This is a genomic window from Prevotella marseillensis (genome assembly GCF_900625065.1).
In the GTDB taxonomy this organism is placed as follows: Bacteria; Bacteroidota; Bacteroidia; order Bacteroidales; family Bacteroidaceae; genus Prevotella; species Prevotella rara.
The window spans coordinates 2,402,655-2,425,253 of record NZ_UYXY01000001.1 but is presented as its reverse complement, the minus strand read 5'-3'; the positions used below and the strand labels follow the sequence as shown (position 1 = coordinate 2,425,253).

At 45.1% G+C, this 22,599-nt stretch carries 14 protein-coding genes; 7 read left to right on the top strand and 7 right to left on the bottom strand.

From position 1 onward, the window contains the following. Position 1: 1 nt before the first annotated feature. The 4 genes from EJL04_RS09840 to EJL04_RS09825 all read right to left on the bottom strand — a co-directional run bounded on the left by EJL04_RS09840 (position 2) and on the right by EJL04_RS09825 (position 3,640). Positions 2 to 1,036, bottom strand: coding sequence for an HlyD family secretion protein (locus EJL04_RS09840; protein ID WP_125104818.1), 1,035 nt, complete (start codon positions 1,034 to 1,036; stop codon positions 2 to 4). A gap of 12 nt (positions 1,037 to 1,048) precedes the next feature. Beyond that, positions 1,049 to 2,380, bottom strand: a complete 1,332-nt coding sequence (locus EJL04_RS09835; RefSeq protein ID WP_125104817.1) for a TolC family protein — start codon at positions 2,378 to 2,380, stop codon at positions 1,049 to 1,051. A gap of 256 nt (positions 2,381 to 2,636) precedes the next feature. Then, complete coding sequence (locus tag EJL04_RS09830) at positions 2,637 to 3,068, bottom strand: MarR family winged helix-turn-helix transcriptional regulator (protein WP_053397969.1); 432 nt, start codon at positions 3,066 to 3,068, stop codon at positions 2,637 to 2,639. Positions 3,069 to 3,328: 260 nt separating this feature from the next. Continuing rightward, on the bottom strand, positions 3,329 to 3,640 hold the full coding sequence (locus EJL04_RS09825) for a hypothetical protein (RefSeq protein ID WP_125104816.1): 312 nt from the start codon (positions 3,638 to 3,640) through the stop codon (positions 3,329 to 3,331). A 480-nt stretch (positions 3,641 to 4,120) separates the two neighbouring features. On the opposite strand from EJL04_RS09825, the gene EJL04_RS09820 reads away from it, so the two are divergent. From EJL04_RS09820 to EJL04_RS09805, 4 genes are all read left to right on the top strand, one after another. After that, complete coding sequence (locus EJL04_RS09820) at positions 4,121 to 4,456, top strand: macro domain-containing protein (RefSeq protein WP_125104815.1); 336 nt, start codon at positions 4,121 to 4,123, stop codon at positions 4,454 to 4,456. Positions 4,457 to 4,856: 400 nt separating this feature from the next. Further along, the gene (locus tag EJL04_RS09815; protein ID WP_125104814.1) at positions 4,857 to 9,731 is read left to right on the top strand and encodes a RecQ family ATP-dependent DNA helicase; all 4,875 of its coding nucleotides are present in this window, start codon (positions 4,857 to 4,859) and stop codon (positions 9,729 to 9,731) included. Positions 9,732 to 10,152: 421 nt separating this feature from the next. Then, positions 10,153 to 10,971, top strand: a complete 819-nt coding sequence (locus EJL04_RS09810; RefSeq protein WP_125104813.1) for a hypothetical protein — start codon at positions 10,153 to 10,155, stop codon at positions 10,969 to 10,971. A gap of 83 nt (positions 10,972 to 11,054) precedes the next feature. After that, positions 11,055 to 13,319 carry a T9SS type A sorting domain-containing protein gene (locus EJL04_RS09805; RefSeq protein ID WP_164511748.1) on the top strand — a complete coding sequence of 755 codons (2,265 nt, stop codon included), beginning with the start codon at positions 11,055 to 11,057 and terminating at the stop codon, positions 13,317 to 13,319. Between the two features lie 204 nt (positions 13,320 to 13,523). Here EJL04_RS09805 and EJL04_RS09800 read toward each other — a convergent pair whose 3' ends face one another. Beyond that, positions 13,524 to 14,564 (bottom strand): IS630 family transposase, encoded by a 1,041-nt coding sequence (locus tag EJL04_RS09800; protein ID WP_125103825.1) that lies wholly within the window; start codon positions 14,562 to 14,564, stop codon positions 13,524 to 13,526. A 48-nt stretch (positions 14,565 to 14,612) separates the two neighbouring features. Between EJL04_RS09800 and EJL04_RS09795 the strand changes: the two genes are divergently transcribed. After that, positions 14,613 to 16,295 carry an Omp28-related outer membrane protein gene (locus EJL04_RS09795; protein WP_125104811.1) on the top strand — a complete coding sequence of 561 codons (1,683 nt, stop codon included), beginning with the start codon at positions 14,613 to 14,615 and terminating at the stop codon, positions 16,293 to 16,295. A gap of 182 nt (positions 16,296 to 16,477) precedes the next feature. Here EJL04_RS09795 and dnaK read toward each other — a convergent pair whose 3' ends face one another. Both dnaK and EJL04_RS09785 read right to left on the bottom strand, forming a co-directional pair. Further along, on the bottom strand, positions 16,478 to 18,403 hold the full coding sequence (gene dnaK, locus EJL04_RS09790; RefSeq protein WP_053397963.1) for a molecular chaperone DnaK: 1,926 nt from the start codon (positions 18,401 to 18,403) through the stop codon (positions 16,478 to 16,480). Between the two features lie 1,203 nt (positions 18,404 to 19,606). Further along, positions 19,607 to 20,542, bottom strand: coding sequence for a DMT family transporter (locus EJL04_RS09785; protein WP_021855715.1), 936 nt, complete (start codon positions 20,540 to 20,542; stop codon positions 19,607 to 19,609). A 101-nt stretch (positions 20,543 to 20,643) separates the two neighbouring features. Between EJL04_RS09785 and EJL04_RS09780 the strand changes: the two genes are divergently transcribed. Together EJL04_RS09780 and EJL04_RS09775 are read left to right on the top strand one after the other, a co-directional pair. Continuing rightward, positions 20,644 to 21,471 carry an AAA family ATPase gene (locus EJL04_RS09780; protein ID WP_125104810.1) on the top strand — a complete coding sequence of 276 codons (828 nt, stop codon included), beginning with the start codon at positions 20,644 to 20,646 and terminating at the stop codon, positions 21,469 to 21,471. A 12-nt stretch (positions 21,472 to 21,483) separates the two neighbouring features. After that, the gene (locus EJL04_RS09775; RefSeq protein ID WP_125104809.1) at positions 21,484 to 22,566 is read left to right on the top strand and encodes a DUF4435 domain-containing protein; all 1,083 of its coding nucleotides are present in this window, start codon (positions 21,484 to 21,486) and stop codon (positions 22,564 to 22,566) included. The last annotated feature ends 33 nt before the right edge of the window (positions 22,567 to 22,599 follow it).

Here is a 22,599-nt window from a genome sequence, read left to right as displayed (position 1 = left end):
TTTAGTATTTAACCTCACATTCTACGTTCATTCCCGAGCGCAGGCGTTCTATAGCTTCCTTGCTGTTCTCCTTTGTGAATACAATCTTTATTGGAACGCGCTGTTCAATCTTTACAAAGTTTCCGGCAGAGTTGTCCTGCGGTATAATCGAATACTGTGCGCCTGTGGCGTTGGCCAGCTTGCCTACCTTGCCGTGATATTCAACGCCCGGCACGGCGTCCACCTTTATGCTTACGGGCATGCCTTCGCGTATGTTGGCCGTCTGTGTTTCCTTATAGTTGGCTATAATCCACACGTTGTCGTATTCAACTATTGACAGCAGAGTCTGTCCCGGCTGTATAAACTGTCCTTCCTGCAGGGCCTTGCGTGATGTGTAGCCGTCGCACGGGGCAACAATCACGGTGTACGACAGATTCAGTTCGGCCAGGTTTTTTGCTGCCTTGGCTACGTCTATGTTTGTCTGGTTCTGCTCAAGGCGTTGTGTCTGTTCGTCTTTTACGAGCGATGTACTCTTCTTTTGTCTCACGAGCATGTCATATTTGGCCTTCGTAGCCTCATAGTCGGCCTTTGCGTTGTCATATTGCTGGCGTGTAACGGCCTTTTGTGCATACAGCTGCTTATATCTTTGGTAGTCTGTTTCGGTCTGGTTCATCCTTATTCTCAGTTCCTCTATGCTTGCGTCAGAAACCGAAAGATTGTTTGCCGTGGTAGATATTGCCGTTCCCATGGCCGTGTTCTCCATGAGGGTTTTCTGATAGTTTGCCTTTGCCTGTTCTAATTTCAGCTTATATTCAGAGTTTTCGATGATTACGAGAGTGTCTCCTTTGTGTACAAACTGGAAATCATCGAAGCATACCTTCTGTATGAAGCCCTGCACGCGTGAGTTTATCGGTATGATGTTTCGTCTTATCTGGGCATTGTCGGTGTATTCAACATTGCCGAAGTGTATGAACTTTGAGCAGACCCATGTCAGTTCGCTCAGAATTATTGCGATTACGATGATGTTGCGCAATATCTTTTTATTTTTTCTGTTCATAATTATTTTTGATTATTTAATTATCGTATTCAGTGAACCGGTTGAGTAAATGAGCTTGTAATAATTGTATATTACGTTTATCTGTGCGTTGACATATTGAACCTCGGCCGACAGTCTGAGGTTGTCGGCGTCTACGAGGTCGGTCACGAGCACAAGGTCGTTGGCATAGCGGTTGGCTATCACGTCGTAGTTCTCGCGTGCAAGCTGAAGGCTCTTTTCCTGTGTTTTCAGAAGTTCAAACGAGTCGAGATATCTTGTATATGCGGCGTTTACGTCGAGCGATACGCTTTCTTCGGCCGACGCAAGTTCGTTGTGCGACTGCTCCACTGAAGAGCGCAGGCGCGACAGGTCTTTTGGCAGCTTGTATATGTTGCCTATGTTGAATTTCAGTCCCACGCCTACGTACCATGTGTTGATATTGTTGTCCAATGTAGGTATTTCGTATGTGATAGGACCTTTAAGATTGTCGCCGGCTATGATGCTTATCTGCGGCATGTAGCCCGATTTTATCACTTTCTCCTTCTTGCTGAGCATGTCGAGCGCAAGTCTGTTCTTGTTTAGTATAGGCGAATTCTTGTAGGCTATGTCCTGAAATTCGGCTTCGACGGGTTTCGGCATGTTACTCGACAGGAGTGTCGTGTCGGGCAATATCTCCGTGTCCTTAGGCAGTTCGAGCATCGTTACCAGTTTGTCGTTACAGATGTTTATCGAGCTTACAAGCTCAGTGCGCTTATATTGCAGATTCTGATACTGCACCTCATATCGCGTGATATCGTTGTTCAGTGCCACTCCGGCAGCTTCGCGTGCATGCATGTCTCGTATCACCTGGCGCGTCTGTTCCATGTTTCTGTCATACACCGTGAGCAGGTTGCGGTATTTGTACAAGTCGAGATAATAGCCTGTCAGCAGGAAGTAAACGTCCTGCTTGTGCGAGGCAAGTTCCCACTCCCTTATTCTCTTTTGTATCTCCAGGGCCTTTATGTTATAGTGGATTGCACCTCCGGCAAACACCACCTGCGAAGCTTCTATTGCGAAGTTGTTGCCAAAATGAGGCGATGAAAATGAATGTCCGTTTGAAAAGTCGCGGTCGGCCACCAATGCGTTGCCGTTGAACGTTGCCGATGCCGAGAACTCCACGCTTGGCAGATAGGCATTCTTTGCCACCGAGATGTCCTTCTCGGCACCGCTTACAACCGACTCGTAAATCTTTATCGTCTTGCTCTGCGTGTCGGCCAGTGAGAATAATTCATTCAAACTCATGATGCGTGCTGTCTGCTGTGCGTGTAATGATGCCGGGCAAATCAGCAACAGGCACGTAATAACATTTTTAATTATATTCTTCATCTGATTTTTATTGATAATATAAATAGTTTACAATAGCAACTATCCCTATAAAATAATAAGCTCAAACATAAGGTTATGTTTCGGTCACCTTTTATGTTGCCGTCTTCGTTGCCTTTCGCGCCGCAGGCTAAAGCATTGTGTGCCTTGGTGTTTCTGCGGTCCGGGCAATGTGGACGACTTAAACTTCGGGATGACTGAATTTGAGATATAACGGCTGATGTGAGCTTTATTTTCCTGATAGTCAGCCTTTATCGCGTTAAAGACTGTTTGTGCGCCTTGATATTTCCTCTACTACTTCGAAGAACACCTCCACCTTTTCGTCGGGTATGCCCTTCAATAATTCGTAAGACAGCTTCTTCTCAATTTTGTGGTATTCGGCAACAACCTGTTCGCCCATGTCTGTGGTGCTGAGCAGATTCTCGCGTCTGTCTTCCGGGTTTACGGTGCGTTTCACGAGACCTTTCTTCTCGAGCGAGTCTATCATGCGCATCACAACCGACTTGTTCTTGCCTGTTGCTATGGCAATGTTTTGCAGAATCTGGTCGGTCTTTGCCCTTATCATTGTCAGGAGTATAAACTCTTCAACGGTAAGTTTTATGCTTGCCTCGGCAGCATATCGCTGTTTCATCAGGCGGTGCAGCTTGTTGCGCAGTTTTCCTATTGTTGTTCCTAATAATTCCTTTGGCATAATTTAAATTTTTTGCAAAGGTAATATTATATTTTGAATTAGTTGCTATTGCGTACTAATTTTTGTGTTAAATAATTCTTTCATGCCCATGTTTCATGCCTTAAGTCAAGAACGGCTCATAGGCACATGGCATTTTTCTTTGGATTTTATCATCTGTAAGAATCTTGCGCTGACGCTTTATGCCATCATATCCTGCTGTTGGCTTATCCCTGATGTTGATGTTTCGGCGTATACAGGTTATTTAATTCTGCGTTTGTCTATTATTTAATAATGTGTCCGGCAATGTCTCTTAGCAAGTCAACGGCCTGTGGCTTTCTTTTCATGTTCTCCTTGAATGCATCGTATTTAGGTGTCTTTATGGCATTGTTGTCAATTTTATACACCTTTAGTTTATGCATCGTAGAATCCTTCTTGCCAAGATGAACATTTCTTATCGTCGTCATGCCGGCATTGCCCCTTGTTATTTTTATAGAGTCAGCAGGCTGTCGTGCATTCTGTTTAGCTGACGTTTGTGCTGCAGCAGACAGGATGCAGACGTTGAATATTAATGTTATTAAATAGAGTTTCTTCATAATCTTGTGCTTTTTTGCAAAGATAGAATAAATTCTGATTGCTTTCTGATTTTTTTAGTAAAAAAACATAATCATGCTTTATGGCAAAGCATCTTCTTATTATGGCTTTTTTGCCAGCCGCAAGTAATGTCCGTATGTCAGTTTTTACCGTCGTTCAATACATCATCTTACTGCTTTCTCCTTATCCTTTTTTGCGTCATTTCAAGCCCAGAAATTCATTATAAAGAAAAAAGTGCGTGAAAATCGTAACATTTTCGGCTTGTTATGTTTGAGATTGATATTTTCGCTCTTTTTATATAGTGTTTGTGTAACAAAACAACGTATATTCACTTTCAAACTGTTAGTGGCCTGTTTACGACCCGTAACTCGGCCACTTTTCACTCAAAAGTGGGCCACTTTTTATGCGTAAGTCATAGAGTTATTTTTAGGAAATCAGCGTGAACATTTTAGCCATGCTTTCTGTGCTTTAAATTTCCTGATATGTATGTTAAGTATAAGCAGTTGTGTAAAGAAGGGGAATTTTGTCCCGGAGATGTGTTCGACTATGATTATGGCGGCGGACATATATATAATCTCGGAACTCAGGTTACATGGCGTACCCGGGCTGAAATTGAGTATATTGAAGGTTCGTTAGACAGAATGCTTTACTTGGCCGTCTGTAATGATGTTAAGGCAATAGCCATGCCGGCGATAGGTGCAGGATTGGGGGGCTTAAAGTGGGATGACGTGAAGAGATGTATCGAGCGTGTGGCAAGTAGTTATCCTATGGTTGATTTATATGTAGTTGAGGCTTACCAGGGGGAGAATGAGCAATAGGTTGCATAATTGATTCGGAAATTACCAATAAAGCATCTCTCTTCTATAAATAATACTGCCATATCTTGTTTCTCGAAAGGCAGGATATGGCAGTATGATGTTTCGTAAATTCAGATAACGCAACATGGTTTCCAGCTGATTTTTATTCGCATAGATTTTTATAATAAGTATTATTAGCTGTTATTGCTGCAGCTTGAGTTAATTTGCGCTGGTGGCATTAATTCGAATAAAATCTTGTTGAATTAATGTGAATAAAATAGTTTTTTGTATTTTTGTAAAGAATTATTGCAAGTCTTGCAATCTGATAAGTGTAACCTTGATAATTGGATATTTGCAGATAGAGGCATATTGATGATGCCGTCAGACTGCACCGTTGACAAATTTTTTACGGTTGGAAAGCATGAAAATATGGGAAAGACTAATACGGGGAATTAAGGCTGAGGATAAGAATGGAATCTTCAGTCAGAAAACTACATCCGAAACATATAATAATGCTCCGCATTATGCCGTGATAGATGCTGAGATTGGGCTTAGTGACCATAAGGTGCATGACATTGGTGCGCTGCGCCATGACGGTGGCGTGTTTCATAAGTCATCTAAAAGCGAGCTGCTCGGTTTTCTGAAAGACGTTGATTATCTGTGCGGCCATAACATCATACACCATGACATAAAATATCTGTTTGAAGACGAGCCATGCCCATGGATTTTGGTAGACACGCTCTATGTTTCGCCGTTGCTCTTTCCCGAGCGTCCGTATCACAGACTTGTGAAAGACGACAAGCTGGTGAGCGAGCAGATGAACAATCCCGTGAACGACTGCGAGAAGGCAAGAGATTTGCTGATGGACGAAGTGGCACAATGGAATTCGCTGCCTGAAGAAAAGCGTATGCTGTTCGCATTGTTATTGAAAGATAAACGTGAGTTTGAAGGATTTTTCAAGATGGTTGGTGCAACGGCTGTCGACGACAGACCTGCAGACCTTGTGCGCAGCATATATAAAGGAATGATTTGCGGCAATGCAGACATAGACATGATGATAAGGCTGTATCCCTGCGAACTGGCGTATGCGCTGGTGCTGATAGATACTACAGACCATCGTTCGGTTACTCCCGGCTGGGTGCTTAAGAATTATCCTGCCGTTGAGTTTGTCATGAAGTTGCTGCGTGAGACAAGCTGCAGCGAAGGATGCGACTACTGCAACACAATGCTCAACGTGAGATATAACCTGAAGACTTTCTTCGGATACGACGGCTTTCGCACTTACGACGGAGTGCCGCTTCAGGAGCAGGCTGCCAAGGCTGCGATAGACGGCAAGTCGCTGCTTGCCATATTTCCTACAGGCGGAGGCAAGTCGCTTACATTTCAGTTGCCGGCACTGATGCAGGGCCGTTCCGTTCACGGACTGACTGTAGTAATTTCGCCTTTGCAGTCGCTGATGAAAGACCAGGTGGACAATCTTGCTGACCGTGGCATAACTGACGCCGTTACCATTAACGGACTGCTTGACCCTATATCGCGCTCGCTGGCAATAAAAAGAGTGCAGGACGGCGACGCTTCACTCCTGTATATTTCCCCCGAGACTCTGAGGTCGAAGACAATCGAAAAGATATTGACAGCACGCAATGTGGTAAGGTTTGTCATCGATGAGGCTCACTGCTTCTCTTCATGGGGGCAGGACTTTAGGGTTGACTATCTCTACATAGGCAAGTTTATCAGCGAATATCATAAAAGAAAAAGGTGCAAGACGCCTATACCCGTGTCGTGCTTTACTGCGACGGCAAAGCAGAAAGTGATACAGGACATCTGCGATTATTTCAGCAAGACGCTGAACATCAATCTTGAACTTTTTGCCTCTAATTCCTCAAGAACCAATCTGCGTTATTCGGTTATATATGCCGAAACCGACAATGACAAGTATCTGAAGCTCAGGTCGCTGGTGTCTGAATTCAACTGTCCCGCGATAGTATATGTGTCGCGCACAAAGCGCACTGTCGACCTTGCGCGCAAGCTGACTTCCGACGGGCTGAAGGCTTTGCCTTTCTACGGCAAGATGGATGCCGATGAGAAGATAAGCAATCAGGATGCCTTTATGAGCGGCAGGGTGCGCATAATAGTGGCAACTTCGGCCTTCGGAATGGGAGTTGATAAGAAAGATGTGGGGCTTGTTGTGCATTACGACATATCCGACTCGCTTGAAAATTATGTTCAGGAAGCCGGCAGGGCAGGGCGCGACCCCGAACTGACGGCACGCTGCTACGTGCTGTATAATGACAACGATCTGGACAAGCATTTCATATTGCTTAATCAGACAAAGCTGAGCATCAGCGAAATCCAGCAGGTGTGGAGAGCCGTGAAGAATCTTACCAAACTCCGCACGAAAGTCAGCTGTTCGGCATTGGAGATAGCGCGTTGCGCCGGATGGGACGATTCGGTGTATGACATAGAAACACGCGTGCGCACGGCACTCGCCACGCTTGAACAGAGCGGATATCTGATAAGGGGCAACAACGTGCCGCATGTTTATGCTACAGGCATCACCGTGAAAAACATGGACGAGGCAAGAGAGCGCATAACATCGTCGGTATTGTTCGGCAGCGACGAAACGGAGACAGCCGTGAGAATAATAAAGTCACTTATATCGCAGAAGAACATAGCCAAGGCCGGAGACGCTGAGGGCGAGTCGCGCATTGACTATCTGGCAGACATTTTAGGACTGAGCAAGAGCGAAGTGGTGTCTGCTGTTGAGCGTATGCGGCAGGCTGGCATCTTGGCCGACAGCAGGGATATCTCGGCATACCTGCTTGACGCAGGCGACTCTGAGCGTAAGGCAATGTTGCTGCTGACGAGATTTGAGAAACTTGAGAAATACATATTGACCTGTCTGCCCGATGAACCGTTGCGCATATCGTGCAAGCAGTTTAACGACAATGCCTTGAACTATGGCATAACCACGTCTAAAGAGAAAGACATACGCACGTTGCTTTATTTTCTGACAGTGAAAGGATATGTGCGCAAAAAGGAGGACGCACAGCATAACATGGAGCTGAGGCGCATGGGCGATATGGAGTCGACTATTAAGCGTCTTGAAAAGCGTATGGAGATATGCCAGGTTGCGATAGAATGGCTTTACGGACAGGTGGATGATAAAGACGGCGACAAGTCGGGCAGCAAACCGGTTATGTTCTCTGTTGTGGGACTCCTTAATTATATAAAGCAAAAACAAAAATCGTTTTTCACCGAGTTAGATAATGTAAAGCTAGATGACGTGGAAGAGGCTCTGCTGTATCTGTCGAGGATAGGCGCGCTCAAGCTTGAAGGAGGATTTCTTGTTCTTTATAACGCGATGAACATACAAAGAATAAAGGACACAAAATCGAGGTTCAAGCAGGAAGATTACCGCATGCTCAATGAGTTTTACAAGCAGAAGATACAGCAGGTGCATATCGTAGGCGAATATGCTAACCTGATGGTGAAAGACTATAACGCGGCTCTGCAGTATGTCAGCGACTATTTCCGGATGGATTATAAAAAGTTTATATCAAAATATTTCAAGGGTGAGAGAGTTAACGACCTGCAGCGCAATCTTACGCCAAAGAAATACAAGCAGCTTTTTGGACAGCTGTCGGAACGGCAGATGGAAATTATCTCTGATAAAGAGTCGCGCTGTATTGTCGTGGCTGCCGGTCCGGGCAGCGGCAAGACGCGTGTGCTTGTTCATAAGCTGGCATCGCTTTTGTTGCTTGAAGATGTGAAGCATGAGCAGCTCTTGATGCTGACGTTCTCGAGGGCTGCGGCGACAGAATTTAAGCAGCGGCTGATGCAGCTTATTGGCAACGCAGCCCACTTTGTTGAGATAAAGACATTCCATTCTTATTGCTTTGATTTGCTCGGGCGTATCGGCAATCTTGACGATGTTGACAATGTTGTTGGGCGCGCGGCTCAGATGATTGTCGACGGTGAGGTGGAGCCGTCAAAGATAGGCAAGACGGTGCTTGTTATTGACGAGGCGCAGGATATGAGTGGCGACGAATATAAACTTGTAAAGGCACTGATGGATGCCAATGATGACATGCGCGTGATAGCCGTTGGTGATGACGACCAGAACATTTACGAGTTTCGCGGGTCTGACTCTAAATATATGTATCAGTTGACCAAGGAAGAGGGTAGCCGTTTTATAGAAATGACGGAGAATTACCGCAGTGAGCGTCATTTGGTTGATTTCTCTAACGACTTTTTGCGTAATGTAAGCCGGAGAATGAAGGTAACGCCTATAAAGTCGATGAAAGACAGCGACGGTAGGGTAGAGGTCGTCCACTGCAATTCTTTGTATATGTATAAGCCGCTCGTGGACTGCTTGATGTCGCATAAGGGCAAAGGTTCCTCGTGCATACTCACACAGACCAACGAAGAAACGGTTACGCTTGTTGCCATTCTGCGCAGACACGGCATAAAATGTAAACTGATACAGTCGATGGAAGGCCTGCTCTTTTGGAACATGGTAGAGGTGAGATACTTCATGAAATACATAAGCAAGCATGTTACTTCACCGCTGATTCAGGATGATTTATGGGAAAAGGCCAAACAGAAAACATTCTCGTCTTATGAAAGAAGTAAAAGTTTGGTGTATCTGAAGCGTTGCATCGAACTTTTTGAGCAGACCAGCAAGACTAAATATCTAAGCGATTTCAAGGAGTTTGTGTTTGAGTCGTCTGTCGAAGATTTCTGCGACCTGTCAGGGGCCGATGTCGTTGTATCGACAATACACAAGGCAAAGGGCCGTGAGTTTGACGATGTGTATATGCTTATCTCCGGCAATTATGCGAAAGACGACTGCCTGATGCGCCGCTATTATGTAGGAATGACGCGGGCTAAGCAGCGACTCATTGTCTATACCAACGGCAACTGTTTTGACCGTCTGAGAGCTGACCGCCACATGACAGACCGAGAGCAGTATGCCATGCCTGAGGAGATAGTCTTGCAGCTTTCTCACAAAGATGTGTATCTGCAGTTCTTCGAAGGCCGTAAAAGCGAAGTTCTTGCCTTGCGTAGCGGCGACAGGCTTACATACGGTAATCATTTTCTGTATAATGCGGCCGGCATGCCTGTGGCCAAGTTGTCTGTCAATATGCAGAAAACGCTTGCGGAGTGGGAGAGCAGAGGTTACAGTGTCAGGTCGGCATCGGTAAGATTCATTGTTGCATGGAAACCGAAGGATGCTCCGAGGGATGAAGCTGAGACTGCCGTTCTGCTGGCGGACATGATTCTTTCTTTGTGATATTGTGTGCCCCATTTGTCGATTTTATGTGTGCTGTCGTATTGAGAAATGGGCAGAAACGCCTATTCATGCCTTTTTCAGTTTGTAAATAAATATGTACAAAGTATAGCATATTGCAATTAAAAATGCTATAAATGTTAAATTTAAAAAACATTAAAATAATAAGATTTACCAGGCAAAATATTTCAGCTTTGAAATATTGTATTTATCTTTACCCAGGTTTAGGGAGTTGTTTCTGCTTTATAGTTGATTTTAAATTCCTTTTTTAATAGGTTTTATTCCCATTTCAACCGGTAATTGTTTAAGTTCACAGTCCTCTTTGCATACACACCTGCAGGCGGCATCCTCTCAACAAAATCAAGCTTGATATGGCTTGAAATCTTTATTAAAACAATAATTGTTAACAACAAAAACTTTATCTATGAAAAAAAGTTACTATTTGTTTTTGTTACTTTTAGTAGCAGCAACATCGTTTTCCGTTCATGCGCAAACGGGACAAAAATTTCCTGATTTTAAATTAGGAGTTAGCTCTAAACTACAGACTAATGGCATGCAAAAAGTGAATCCTAATGAGGAAAAAGAAAAAGGAATCCTGATGTATGCAACAACATTGGATAATTATTACAATCAAGAGCGTGGATGGTATAAGTTCTGGTCAAAAGAGCCTCAAAATGCTATAAAGCTAAAAACTTGGAATCCTGGTTCACAGTCATTCGTTGATGGTCTGAGATGTGGATGCTGGGGCGGCGATGCTTATTATGCATTTTATATTTTCCAGTATTCATTGGGATATGACTATCCGTATGCCTTTGTAAAAGTTGAACCGGAGACGGGAGAACTGGATATAGTCAAGAATTTCGAGCAGGGAGATGATTTTTATGACAACTGGCATAGCTATACGTTGTATTGCATGACATATAACCCCGTGAAAGACGAGGTGTATGCTCTTGGACAGACAACAAAAGAAAATCAGGCACAGGTGTCAACTCTTTACAAAATAGACAGAGCTACGGGTACGCCGACAAAACTGCATGATTTTGATTTCATATCTTTTGCTATGTCTGTAGATATGGAAGGTACATTATGGGTGCAGAATTCAATATATGAAGGTGAAAGTAACGTAGGTGCAAAGCTTATTGCATATGATACAGACAACTTCGATGTTAAAAAAGAAGTGAAGCTTTCTTATAACGGAAGTTCGTTTGTTACAGCTTATTATGGAACAATGTCATTTGACTAACTACAGGTGACTTATATTGGATCGCCCTTAGAGCAGATGATAACAAGCAGCAATTGTATACTGTAAATCTGGAAACTGGTAATATGGAAGCTCTTGGAGCATTCTGGGGTGATTTCGTAGGACTGTATATTCCTTATACGTTGCCTGAAAATGAGAATGCACCTGCAAAAGTTCAGGATTTGAAAGCTACTCCCGATATGACAGGATTAATGAAAAGCACATTGACATGGACGAATCCTTCATTGCAGTGGAATAAAAAGGAACTTACAGACCTGAAAGAAGTACAGATATATAAGGACGGTTCAGAAACACCGGCGGCTACTCTCCCTGCAGAAGGCAAGGAAGGACAGGAAATGTCATGGACAGATGAAACTCCAAATGCAGGAATAAACACATATTATGTTGTTCCGTGCAATGAATTTGGAAAAGGTATCAAGGACAGCATTAGCGTTTTCGTAGGCGAGGATGTTCCCGGAGCTGTCGGAAATATTGTGGTGAAGAACAATGGAGAAAGTGTTACTGTTACATGGGATGCTCCAGAATATGGTATGAACGGCGGATATGTAAATCCTGATGGACTTAAATATACAATCATACGTTATCCTGACGAAATTGAAATTGCTAAAGACCAGACTGAAACTACATTTACAGATACAAATCTAGGTAATCAGCAGTGCTACTATTATACAATACAGACTTCAAACGTAACAGGTGTCGGTGAGACAACAGAGACAGAGAAGTTCATAGCCGGAGCAGCATACACAACTCCTGTGAAATTCAATTTCACAGACCAGATTCTCTCAGAAGCATGGACAAATCTTGGCGATTGGGAATGGAGCGGTGGCTCTATGGCTGGAGACGAAGGAATGATGACAACAACACATCAGAGAGAAAACTGTTGGTTGATTTCACCGGATGTCAAGCTGGAAGCAGGAAAGACGTATAAAATAACAACAAAGATAAAGACTTATTATGGTCCTAATGGCTGTAAGGAAGACTTTAGAATTGCTGTCGGTCAAGGAAAGACTGCTGGCGATATGACAAACGTGCTTCGCGAAGAGAAGGATTACTCTGCAGATGAATATTACTACGTTAAGACATTTGAAGACATTGTTGAAATTAAGGAGACAGGTGTTTACAATTATGGAATAGACGTGTCTTTGGTAACAGGCGACGATATCTTCAGCTTGCAGGAAGTAACGATAGAGGAGATTCATCCTGTAGATATGAGCGCTGTAAGCTTGGACGGAATTATTGACGCAGTATGCAATGGAAATAATACATGTAAGGTAAAACTGTACAACAACTCTTATAAGACGGCAGACAAATACGAAGTTAAGATTGCACGTGTAGACAATGGTAACTATGTTGTCTTAGGTTCAACTACAGATGTTCCTGCTGTTGAAATGTTCAAGACTGCAGAAGTTACTGTAACTTACGTTCCTGATGTTGAAGACCAGGTCGAACTTGTTGGCTTGGTTGAAATTGAGGGTGACGGCGACGAAAGTAATAATGTTACAGAACCGTATACTGTAAATGTTTTGCCGGAAGGCATGCCGCCGTACAATGTTCTCGTTACAGATGAAAATACAATAGGTGATGACACCAGAATTCCTATGTCGTTCATCGTAGGTGAAAGTATGACACAGACGTTATATTTTGCAGACGAGATCAATGTTGAGACTGACGGAAGTATAAGCCGTATAGCATATGAATATACCGGTAACGAAATCACTTCTGTTCTTGGTCCGGTAGATGTAAAAATCTATATGTGCAATACGGACAAGACGATCTTCAAGACTGAAAGCGAGGCTATTCCACTTGAAGATATGACACAGGTTTACGAAGGATCTGTAACAATCAATCCTGGAACAAACTTTATGTCTTTCATCCTTTCTGAAGAATTTGAATACAAGAAAGATAAAAACTTGTGTATAGCAGTTGTCAAGAACGGTTTGGTTGGAAATGACTATCCTGCATTGTTTAAGATGTTCAACAATGATGATTTTGAAAATACAAGATCAATCCTTAGTGACGGTTCACCGATGGCATATTGGAAGGTTCCTGTTATACATATGGCAGTAAGGGGCATTGCAGGCAGTATTGAAAATGTAAATATTGGTGCTAACTCTGTATGGTATGATTCAAAGACTTCTACTTTGAACTTTAATGAAAATAACCTTAAGAAGGTTTATGTATATGATATCAGCGGTAAGATGATAAAGATGTTTAATCTGAACGGCTCGCAGAATTCTTTGGCAGTCAATCTTCCTGTTGGATTGTATATAATACACACTGTTGCTGCTGACGGTTCTATGAACAACGTCAAAGTTAATGTATGCAGATAATCTTTTTGTCCGGATTACGACCTCCCTGCAACGGAAGGTCGTAATCCGATTTTTATAAAAAGACAATAATAACATCATACCCTATTTATTTTATTCAAAATGAAATATCTAAAATTATTATTATTATCTTTGCTCTTTATGCTTGGCCGGGCTGATGTAGCGGCCCAAATTTATTGGGGATACAGTGATAATATCATTTTATAGTTAAAAAGAAATGGTTTGCGAATTACACAAACGAAATTTGAGAGTTAGAAGTGACTCCAACTCTTCTTTATAGTTTCCGATATTGTCGAAGAAATCCTTGATGGCCTGTCTGAATTTCTCTTTTGTCCTGTAGAATCCGGTGTTAATGACCTTCTTCCTGAGGAACTTCCAAAGCCTTTCAATCAAATTGAGGTTCGGCGAGTAAGGCGGCAGGAATATCTGTTTGATTTTCGTCCCGTTTACCCATTCCTTGAGCTTTTTGTTGTGATAATAGCGGGCATTGTCGGAGATGATATAGATGACGGAAGCTTCGGGATGCCTTTCCAAGGCTGACTGATAAACATCCCGGGTGGATTCGGCATTGACGCTCTCACAGTCATGCGCTATCACATCTGTCACGTCATATGCATTAAGCAACCCGTTGATGTTCACCCTGTCACGACCGCTGACGGTCGGCTGTTCAAGTCTCTCGCCTTTCTCTATCCACGCATAAGTGGAACGGCTGTTGTGGGTCGGATGGACACCGTCCGCATAATAAACCACCGCATCTTCCGGCATACCGGAAAGAATTTCTGAAAGTTTCCCGGCAAAGGCCGCCTGCCTTGAGGCATCAGCCTCACAAGGGACTTCCGATGTCTTCTTATAGGTAAATCCGATGCGGTTCAGCAAGTCTGCAACCCCCTGGGGAGTGTATTCAACGCCGAATGCGGACTTTATCCAGGCCGCCACACCTTTGGCATCCGTATATATGTGCTCGCGTAGTTCCTTGCACAAGGCTGCCAGCTGACGGCTGTCAAGAAGCCCCCAATAACCCTTGTAACGGTTTTCCAGAAGTTCATCAGCACCACCATGTAAATAAGCGGAACGATAACGGTATACAGTGGAAACGTCTATTCCAAGACATGAGGACACGAAAGAGGGCGTATTACCCATGCCCAACATCAGAATGCAAGTCACACGGGCATAGTCGGAACTTCCGGCTAAATTCCGTTGAAGTTTACGCAAAACTTCCATTTCTGATGTCGACAACTGAATTTCCATAGTGCAAAGATACTATTTTTTGAATGATTTTTCGCATTTCACTTACTTTTGACTATAAATGGTATCGGTATAGGGCAGAATACAACTGTTTCGGGAGCCATATACATACCTTCTGAAGTAGCAGAACTTTACAAGGGAAAGAAGGCTACGGCTGTACGTGTTGGACTGTATAATTCGGTAAGTGAATTGAAGGTGTTCATTACTGAAGATCTAGACGGTACACCTGAAACAGAGAAAACGTTCGGTTCGCAAAAAACAGGTGTGGCTTCTTTTAGTTTCGATGATGCATACGTAATAAGCGGCAAGGGATTTTATGTGGGATATTCTTGCGTAGGTATAAACCCTATAGGACGTTCAAGCATTTATAATGTAAACGGATGTTGGGTGAAAGACGGAGACAACGCATGGATAGACTATGCCGGTAATGAAGAGTATAAATACAATGCTCTGAATATTGCTGTCCGCATTGAAGGCGAAGACTTGCCCGAAGACGCACGCTTAATAGTAAACAATGAAACATTGGTAAAACCGGGTGAGGGATTTAAACTTACGGCAAAACTTGAAAATCTTTCGACTAAGGCTATAAAGGGCTATAAGGTTGAATACAATATTGACAACGGCGAAACTCAGACAATTGAGAAAACCACGTATCTTACAGGCGGTTCTTCTACAAGCTTCAGCATTGATGTGCCTGCTATTAACGAATTTGGAATGCACACAGTCAATATGAAACTTGTTTCTGTTAATGGCATAGAAGATGCCAATCCTGTTAATAATGATGTTGTTGCATATATCAAAGTTACAGAGAATTCTTTTGTAAGAAGGATGGTTGTTGAAGAAGGTACTGGCACTTGGTGCGGATGGTGTCCTAAAGGAATTGTGGCTTTCGAGTATATGGATGAGAAATATCCTGATACATTTATCGGTATAGCCGCTCACGATAGAGATGTCTTCAGCGAGGACACTTATGCACCTATACAGAATTATTTCGACTCATATCCAAACTGCATCATTAACAGAGACCCGCAAAAGGTTTGCAGTCCGTTGTCGGGTAATCTTGAAAGTGAATACAAGAATCTTGTAAGGGACCAGGCCGTTGCCAGCATGGTGACAAGTGCAAACTTAGAAGACAATGTCGTACATGCAAAGGTTACGGCGACGTTTGCTAATCCAGGCAAGGATCTTGACTATCGCATAGCTTTTGTCATACTTGAGGACAGTATCACCGGAGTTACGCAGGCAAATGCTTATTCCGGAGGTGCGAATGGTGAGATGGGAGGCTTTGAAAACCTTCCGAATCCGGCACCGATTAAATTCAATCATGTGGCAAGAGGTATATTCGATTATAATGGAATAGAAAACAGTATGCCTTCAGAGGTTGAGGTTGGAGAATTTTATGATTTCACTAAGGATATTGAGCTGCCGAGAGTACAGAGCACAAAATATCTGTCAATCGTAGCTTTGCTGATAAATGGTAAGACCGGTATTATAGACAATGCCGCAAAGGCACACATTGAAACCGGAGCAACTGATATCAGAAATAATGAAATAACTAATGTTTCAATTTACGTAACTCCGGAGGGAACAATATGCTGTTCTGAGGAAGGTAAACTGGAAGTTTTCAATCTCCAAGGTATCCAGGTTCCTGGTCATAACCTGACTCATGGTGTTTATATCGTTAAGCATACTTCTGAATCAGGACAGACAACAATGCGAAAAATCAGATTTTAGAATTATTGCCATAAGATAAAACCTATTTTACTAAACATAAGTAGGGCTGAAATCAATTTGATGGTTTCAGCCCTTTTTATTGTCTTTTATGTGTAATTAAACATTGTGGTAGAATAAAACAAGAAGTCCGTGCAACTCAATAAGTTACACGGACTTCTTATATCATATTAGGTTATGAAACCTTATTTCACTTCCTCAAAGTCAGCGTCCTGTACGTTGTCGTCAGCCTTGCCGTTGTTCTGAGCCTGCTGACCTCCGGCGTTGGCGCCGTTGAAGCCCTGGCCTGCGTTAGGCTGTGCACCGCCTGCGTTCTGATACATCTGAGCGCTGGCTGCCTGCATAACAGTGTTGAGGCCGTTGATGGCGTTGTCTATGGCTGTGATGTCGCCGCTCTTGTGAGCATCGCGGAGCTGGTTGAGTGCGTTCTCGATGTTGCCCTTCTGGTCAGCCGGAATCTTGTCACCGTTATCCTTCAGGAAGTTTTCGGTGGTGAAGATCATTGAGTCAGCCTGGTTCATCTTGTCGATGCGCTCACGCTCTTTCTTGTCGTTTTCAGCGTTCTGCTCTGCCTCTGCCTTCATGCGGTCGATTTCTTCTTTGCTCAGACCTGATGAAGCCTCGATGCGGATGGCCTGCTCCTTGCCTGTAGCCTTATCCTTTGCAGAAACCTTCAGGATACCGTTGGCGTCGATATCGAATGTAACCTCAATCTGAGGAACACCACGACGTGCCGGAGCGATGCCTGTCAGGTTGAACTGACCGATGCTCTTGTTCTGTGCTGCCATCGGGCGCTCACCCTGCAGAACGTGGATTGTAACCTCGGTCTGGTTGTCGGCTGCTGTTGAGAACACTTCGCTCTTCTTGCAAGGTATTGTGGTGTTGGCGTCGATAAGTTTTGTCATTACGCCACCCATTGTCTCGATACCCAGTGTAAGAGGTGTTACGTCGAGGAGCACGATGTCGCCTACGCCGCCTTCCTTGTTAAGGATAGCACCCTGGATTGATGCACCTACTGCCACAACCTCGTCAGGGTTAACGCCCTTTGAAGGCTCTTTGCCGAAGTAGTTCTTAACCAGCTCCTGTACGGCAGGTATACGGCTTGAACCACCTACGAGGATAACCTCGTCAATGTCGGCTGTGTTAAGCTTGGCGTCTCTTATGGCGTTCTGGCAAGGAACGAGACAAGCCTGGATCAGAGAGTGAGCCAGCTGCTCGAACTGAGCACGTGTAAGATTCTTTACCAAGTGCTTTGGCACACCGCCTTCAGCTGTGATGTAAGGCAGGTTGATCTCTGTAGATGTAGAGCTTGACAGCTCAATCTTAGCCTTCTCGGCAGCTTCCTTCAGACGCTGCATTGCCATCGGGTCTTTAGAGAGGTCGATGCCTTCAGCAGCCTTGAAGTCGTTAACGAGCCAGTCGATAATAACCTGGTCGAAGTCGTCACCGCCAAGGTGAGTGTCACCGTTAGTAGAAAGCACCTCGAACACGCCGCCGCCGAACTCAAGGATAGAGATATCGAATGTACCACCACCAAGGTCGAACACAGCAATCTTCATGTCTTTGTTTGCCTTGTCAACACCATAAGCCAAAGCTGCGGCTGTAGGCTCGTTGACGATACGGCGAACGTTGAGTCCTGCAATCTGTCCGGCCTCTTTTGTAGCCTGACGCTGTGAGTCAGAGAAGTATGCCGGAACGGTGATTACGGCGTCTGTAACTTCCTGTCCGAGATAGTCTTCTGCTGTCTTCTTCATCTTCTGAAGAACCATTGCAGAAATTTCCTGCGGAGTATATTTGCGGCCTTCGATGTCAACGCGGGGATATCCGCCTTCGTTGACTACTGTGAACGGCACACGTGTTGTCTCTTTTTCACACTGAGCGTAAGTTTCGCCCATGAAGCGCTTGATTGAGTAAACGGTGTTCTTCGGGTTTGTTATGGCCTGACGTTTAGCCGGGTCACCGATTTTGCGCTCACCGTCTTTTACGAAGCCCACTACAGAAGGAGTGGTGCGCTTACCTTCACTATTTGCTATTACAACAGGTTCGTTGCCTTCGAAAACTGCAACGCATGAGTTTGTTGTACCTAAGTCAATTCCTATAATCTTTCCCATAATTATATATTTTTTTTGTTTTTATCGATGTTAATTAATTCGCTTACTTTTATACAAATCGTGTGCCAAAGGCGAAAATGTGGCATAAAGTGTGCCACGTGGTGACATTTTGTCGTAATAATATGTCATGTGCTAAGGCCTTTTTTATGCCTTGTTTGCCAGCTATGTGTGATTCTGCGTGATTGTAACATGCTGAATAATAGAGAGTTCGGCGGAATGTGCGCCCTTTGGATAAGGCGCGCATGATGCCTTTTGTGGTTATGACAGAATATCATTTCTGTAAATATGCGCGCGCATTATATATAATGTACGCAAGGCGTTGCCGCCTTATAGGCTGAAATCAGCCGTAAGCCGCATCCGGCATCATGCTTTATGCTTATTTCTGTTAGCTGTCTTGTTTATGCTTTCAGCCTGCCTTTACGTGCCGTTATGGTCTTGGCATGAATGGCAATGGCTGCAAACAAGCCGGCGGCGGCCTGCCCGGCATGGAGCAGATAATGGGCTGAATGGTGATGTTTGGTTGGGGATAAAAACAGAAAACTCAGTCTGTTTAACGCTCTCAGAATGGCCATGCCCTGCGCAGAAACGTGTTTTGACGCGAAAATACGTAAAAAACGAGGCTTTTTATAACCTGTTGCTAATCAGTGAGTTAGTAGCTTCTGTGGCGCTAATCGTATCTTCCTTATGCCTAAAAGGTATGCTTTTACGTTGCAAAAGCATACCTTTTGCAAGTCGAAAGGGCACGTTTTGCAGCGTAAAACCATTGAATTTCAGTCGGAAAAACGGCGGTTTTTGGCTTTATAAGCTATGCAGATGTAATGAAATGTTAAATGTGTGCAGCCGTAACGTCAGTGCCGTTAACTTCTGTTTGCGTTTCGTTTTCCAGATTAAAGAAAACTCATGTCCTGATTTTTTACTTTCTCATCGCCCGTAAATCAGCGCCGGCCGGAGGATATGTTTATGTGTCTTGTTTGGCGGTTGGTCAGTGTCGTGCCTACAGCCGGTCAGGTTCCGTCTGCGGCGTGCTGCCTGTCTGTCCGGTCAGGTTTCCCGTCATCCCTTCTGTATCCGTTTAGATTTTTATGTCTTGCAATATGTCATGATACAAAAAATCCGGCAAAAGCCGCGCCTGTGGTTCAGTTGTCATGAAACCGCAGCCCGCCTCTTGCCGGACTTTGTTATGTAGATTTTTCTGCGTCAGGCCTATGCCTGCTTTTGCGTAGCGTCTTGTTCCTTCACCATGTCGGCACGCGACTTCGACTTGGTTACGAGCCATACGCCGAGACAAACCAGTATGACGGCCAGTCCCTGGCTCGGCTTGAACACGCCGATGCCCGTGAGTATGCTCACCGTAACCGACACGAGCGGCTGCACATAGTTGTATATGCTCACCACGGTGGGGCGCAGCGTGTGCTGTCCTATCATCATCAGGATGTAGCTTATGTATGTGCCGAAGAACACCACGAAGCCCGTTTCGAGCCATGTGCTTGTAGGCACAGCCGCAAAGTTGATGCCTGCCACGTGGTTGAACGTGAACGGCAGGATAAGTATCGTGGCATAGGTGAACATCCATTTGTTCACGGTTATCACCGAGTAGCGCTTTATCAGCTTGCTGAAGAGCGACAGGTAGAGCGCAAACGACAGCTGCGCGCCGAGGCAGAGCAGGTCGCCGCGGATGTCGCCCACCTTAGAGCTTGCCGCAGCCGCACTCGTAACTATCAGTATCACGGCGCCCGTGCATCCGAACACCACGCCCAGGGCCTTCTTGCCCGTTATGGGTTCTTTAAGTATTATTGCTGCCAGAATCATCGCGAAGATAGGCATCGACGTCGTGACGATGCTCGCGTTGATGGGCGATGTTATGCTCAGGCCTATCGTGTAGCAGCACTGGTTGGTCACAAGGCCGAATATGGCAGCTCCTATAAGCATGAGCAGGTCTTTGCGCGGAACGTGTTCCTTTGGCGTGAACAGCGATGTCAGCCAGAACAGGATGGCTCCTCCTGTTACCCTGAATGTCACCATGTCTATGCCCGTTATGCCGTGCGTCATGGCATCTTTGCCGAGCGGAGCCATCAGACCCCAGAACGCACATGCGAAGAACAGGCAGAGGTGAGCAATTAGCGGACGATTGTTTTGCATGTTGTTTTTTTATTTTTTTGATATATTTACGGGTGCAAAGGTACACATTTTCGGATAAAATAATTATATTTGCTGTCTAAAGAGCTTATTAATTTGATATTATGCAGAAATACGCTGACTATATAGAACAGGTGGAGATAGAGTCGCTATGGAGCGGGCGCCGCCATGTGGAGTGGAACCTCGACCGCAAGGTGAACGTCCTTAGCGGCATAAACGGAGTGGGCAAGAGCACCATCCTTAACAAGCTGGTGAAGAGCGTCGGCATAACTGGCGACATATACAACCATCTGCTCAAGGGTGTTCACATCAAGGTAAATCCGGCTGACGCCACGTATATACGGTTCGACGTGATACGCTCCTTCGACCGTCCGCTGCTCAATGCCGACATGCTGAGCGAGGTGGGAGCCAACCTTGTGACAGAGCTCGACTGGCAGCTGTTCAAGCTTCAGCGCAAGTTTCTCGACTATCAGGTGAACATCGGCAACCGCATCATTGCGGCCCTTCAGAGCGGAGAGCCCGACGCGGCGGTGAAGGCGCAGCAGCTGTCGGAGCCCAAGAAGAAGTTTCAGGACCTGATAGACGACCTCTTTTCTGATACCGGAAAGAAGATTATACGCACCGAAAACGAGATAAGATTCACGCAGATAGGCGAGACGCTGCATCCCTATCAGCTCTCGAGCGGCGAGAAGCAGATGCTGGTTATATTGCTCACGGTGCTCATAGAGGACAATCTTCCTTACGTGCTGTTCATGGATGAGCCTGAAGTCAGTCTGCACATCGAGTGGCAGAAGAGGCTCATCGACCTCATTCTCGACCTTAATCCTAACGTGCAGATTATCCTGACGACACACTCGCCGGCCGTGATAATGAACGGATGGATGGACAATGTTACAGAGGTGAGCGACATCACCGACCAGAACTTACGTTAAGGTTTAGGGCATATGAACAGGCGGCTGAAGGACAACATAAACTCAAAATACTTTGAGGCGGCAAACAGACTGAAGTCGAAGACTGCCCGCCGGCGCATCGTGGCCTACGTTGAGAGCTACGACGACGTGCTCTTCTGGCGCATGCTGCTCGGCAGCTATGAGGACGACACAAAATATTTTGAGGTGATGCTGCCGTCGCACAACACGCTCGAGCGGGGCAAGCGCTCCGTGCTTATGAACTTGTTATACGGCAAGGTGGGGCAGGACATGATAGCCTGCGTGGATGCCGACTACGACTATCTGATACAGGGCGCTACGGTTACGTCGCGCAACATTCTAAGCAATCCGTTCGTCTTTCACACCTATGCCTATTCGATAGAGAACCTTCAGTGCTATGCCCCGTCGCTGCACAATGTCTGTGTGATGGTTACGCTCAACGACCACGCCATATTCAACTTCAGCGAGTTCCTCAAGCAGTACAGCGAGGCCATCTTCCCTTTGTTCGTATGGTCTATATGGTACTACCGCAGAGACATCTACACGCAGTTCACCATAACTGAGTTTAACCGCGTGATAGAGATAGGCAGCTTCAGTCTTGGCGCACCGGAGCAGGCCATAGCCAACGTGCGCAACAAGGTTACAAAGAAAATCAACTGGCTGCATCATCATAACCCCAACGCCAAGGAGTCGTATCTGGCGCTGAAGAAAGAGCTGATAAGCCTTGGCGTAACGCCCGACACCACCTATCTGTATATACAGGGACATCATCTGTTCGACAAGGTGGTGGTGCCCGTAATGACCAAGGTGTGCGAGCGGCTTGTGCGTGAGCGTGAGAATGAGATAAGGCGTCAGGCAGTACATTCAACGCAGATGCGCAACGAGCTTTCGTGCTATTCTCACAGCGTTCAGGACATAGAGCAGATGCTGAAGAAGAACATGGGCTATTACACTTCAGGTCCGTTCATGCGTATGAAGCGCGACATCGAGGAGTATCTTCAGGCCGGCAATGCTGCGGCAGACGGTGATGCGCCGGCAGGTACGCCATCTGAAAATAAGAATTCAGATAGCAACAGGCACGAGAAAGGGCGGCAATGACAGCCGCCTTCAGTGTGTTTACAATGTGTAAGT

Excerpts from the sequence above, each read along its gene's own strand:
- EJL04_RS09810 (WP_125104813.1), top strand. The coding sequence starts at position 10,153 with ATGAAAAAAAGTTACTATTTGTTTTTGTTACTTTTAGTAGCAGCAACA.
- dnaK (WP_053397963.1), bottom strand. The coding sequence starts at position 18,403 with ATGGGAAAGATTATAGGAATTGACTTAGGTACAACAAACTCATGCGTT.
- EJL04_RS09775 (WP_125104809.1), top strand. The coding sequence starts at position 21,484 with ATGAACAGGCGGCTGAAGGACAACATAAACTCAAAATACTTTGAGGCG.
- EJL04_RS09785 (WP_021855715.1), bottom strand. The coding sequence starts at position 20,542 with ATGCAAAACAATCGTCCGCTAATTGCTCACCTCTGCCTGTTCTTCGCA.
- EJL04_RS09830 (WP_053397969.1), bottom strand. The coding sequence starts at position 3,068 with ATGCCAAAGGAATTATTAGGAACAACAATAGGAAAACTGCGCAACAAG.
- EJL04_RS09815 (WP_125104814.1), top strand. The coding sequence starts at position 4,857 with ATGAAAATATGGGAAAGACTAATACGGGGAATTAAGGCTGAGGATAAG.
- EJL04_RS09825 (WP_125104816.1), bottom strand. The coding sequence starts at position 3,640 with ATGAAGAAACTCTATTTAATAACATTAATATTCAACGTCTGCATCCTG.
- EJL04_RS09780 (WP_125104810.1), top strand. The coding sequence starts at position 20,644 with ATGCAGAAATACGCTGACTATATAGAACAGGTGGAGATAGAGTCGCTA.
- EJL04_RS09835 (WP_125104817.1), bottom strand. The coding sequence starts at position 2,380 with ATGAAGAATATAATTAAAAATGTTATTACGTGCCTGTTGCTGATTTGC.
- EJL04_RS09805 (WP_164511748.1), top strand. The coding sequence starts at position 11,055 with ATGGAAGCTCTTGGAGCATTCTGGGGTGATTTCGTAGGACTGTATATT.
- EJL04_RS09820 (WP_125104815.1), top strand. The coding sequence starts at position 4,121 with ATGTATGTTAAGTATAAGCAGTTGTGTAAAGAAGGGGAATTTTGTCCC.
- EJL04_RS09800 (WP_125103825.1), bottom strand. The coding sequence starts at position 14,564 with ATGGAAATTCAGTTGTCGACATCAGAAATGGAAGTTTTGCGTAAACTT.
- EJL04_RS09840 (WP_125104818.1), bottom strand. The coding sequence starts at position 1,036 with ATGAACAGAAAAAATAAAAAGATATTGCGCAACATCATCGTAATCGCA.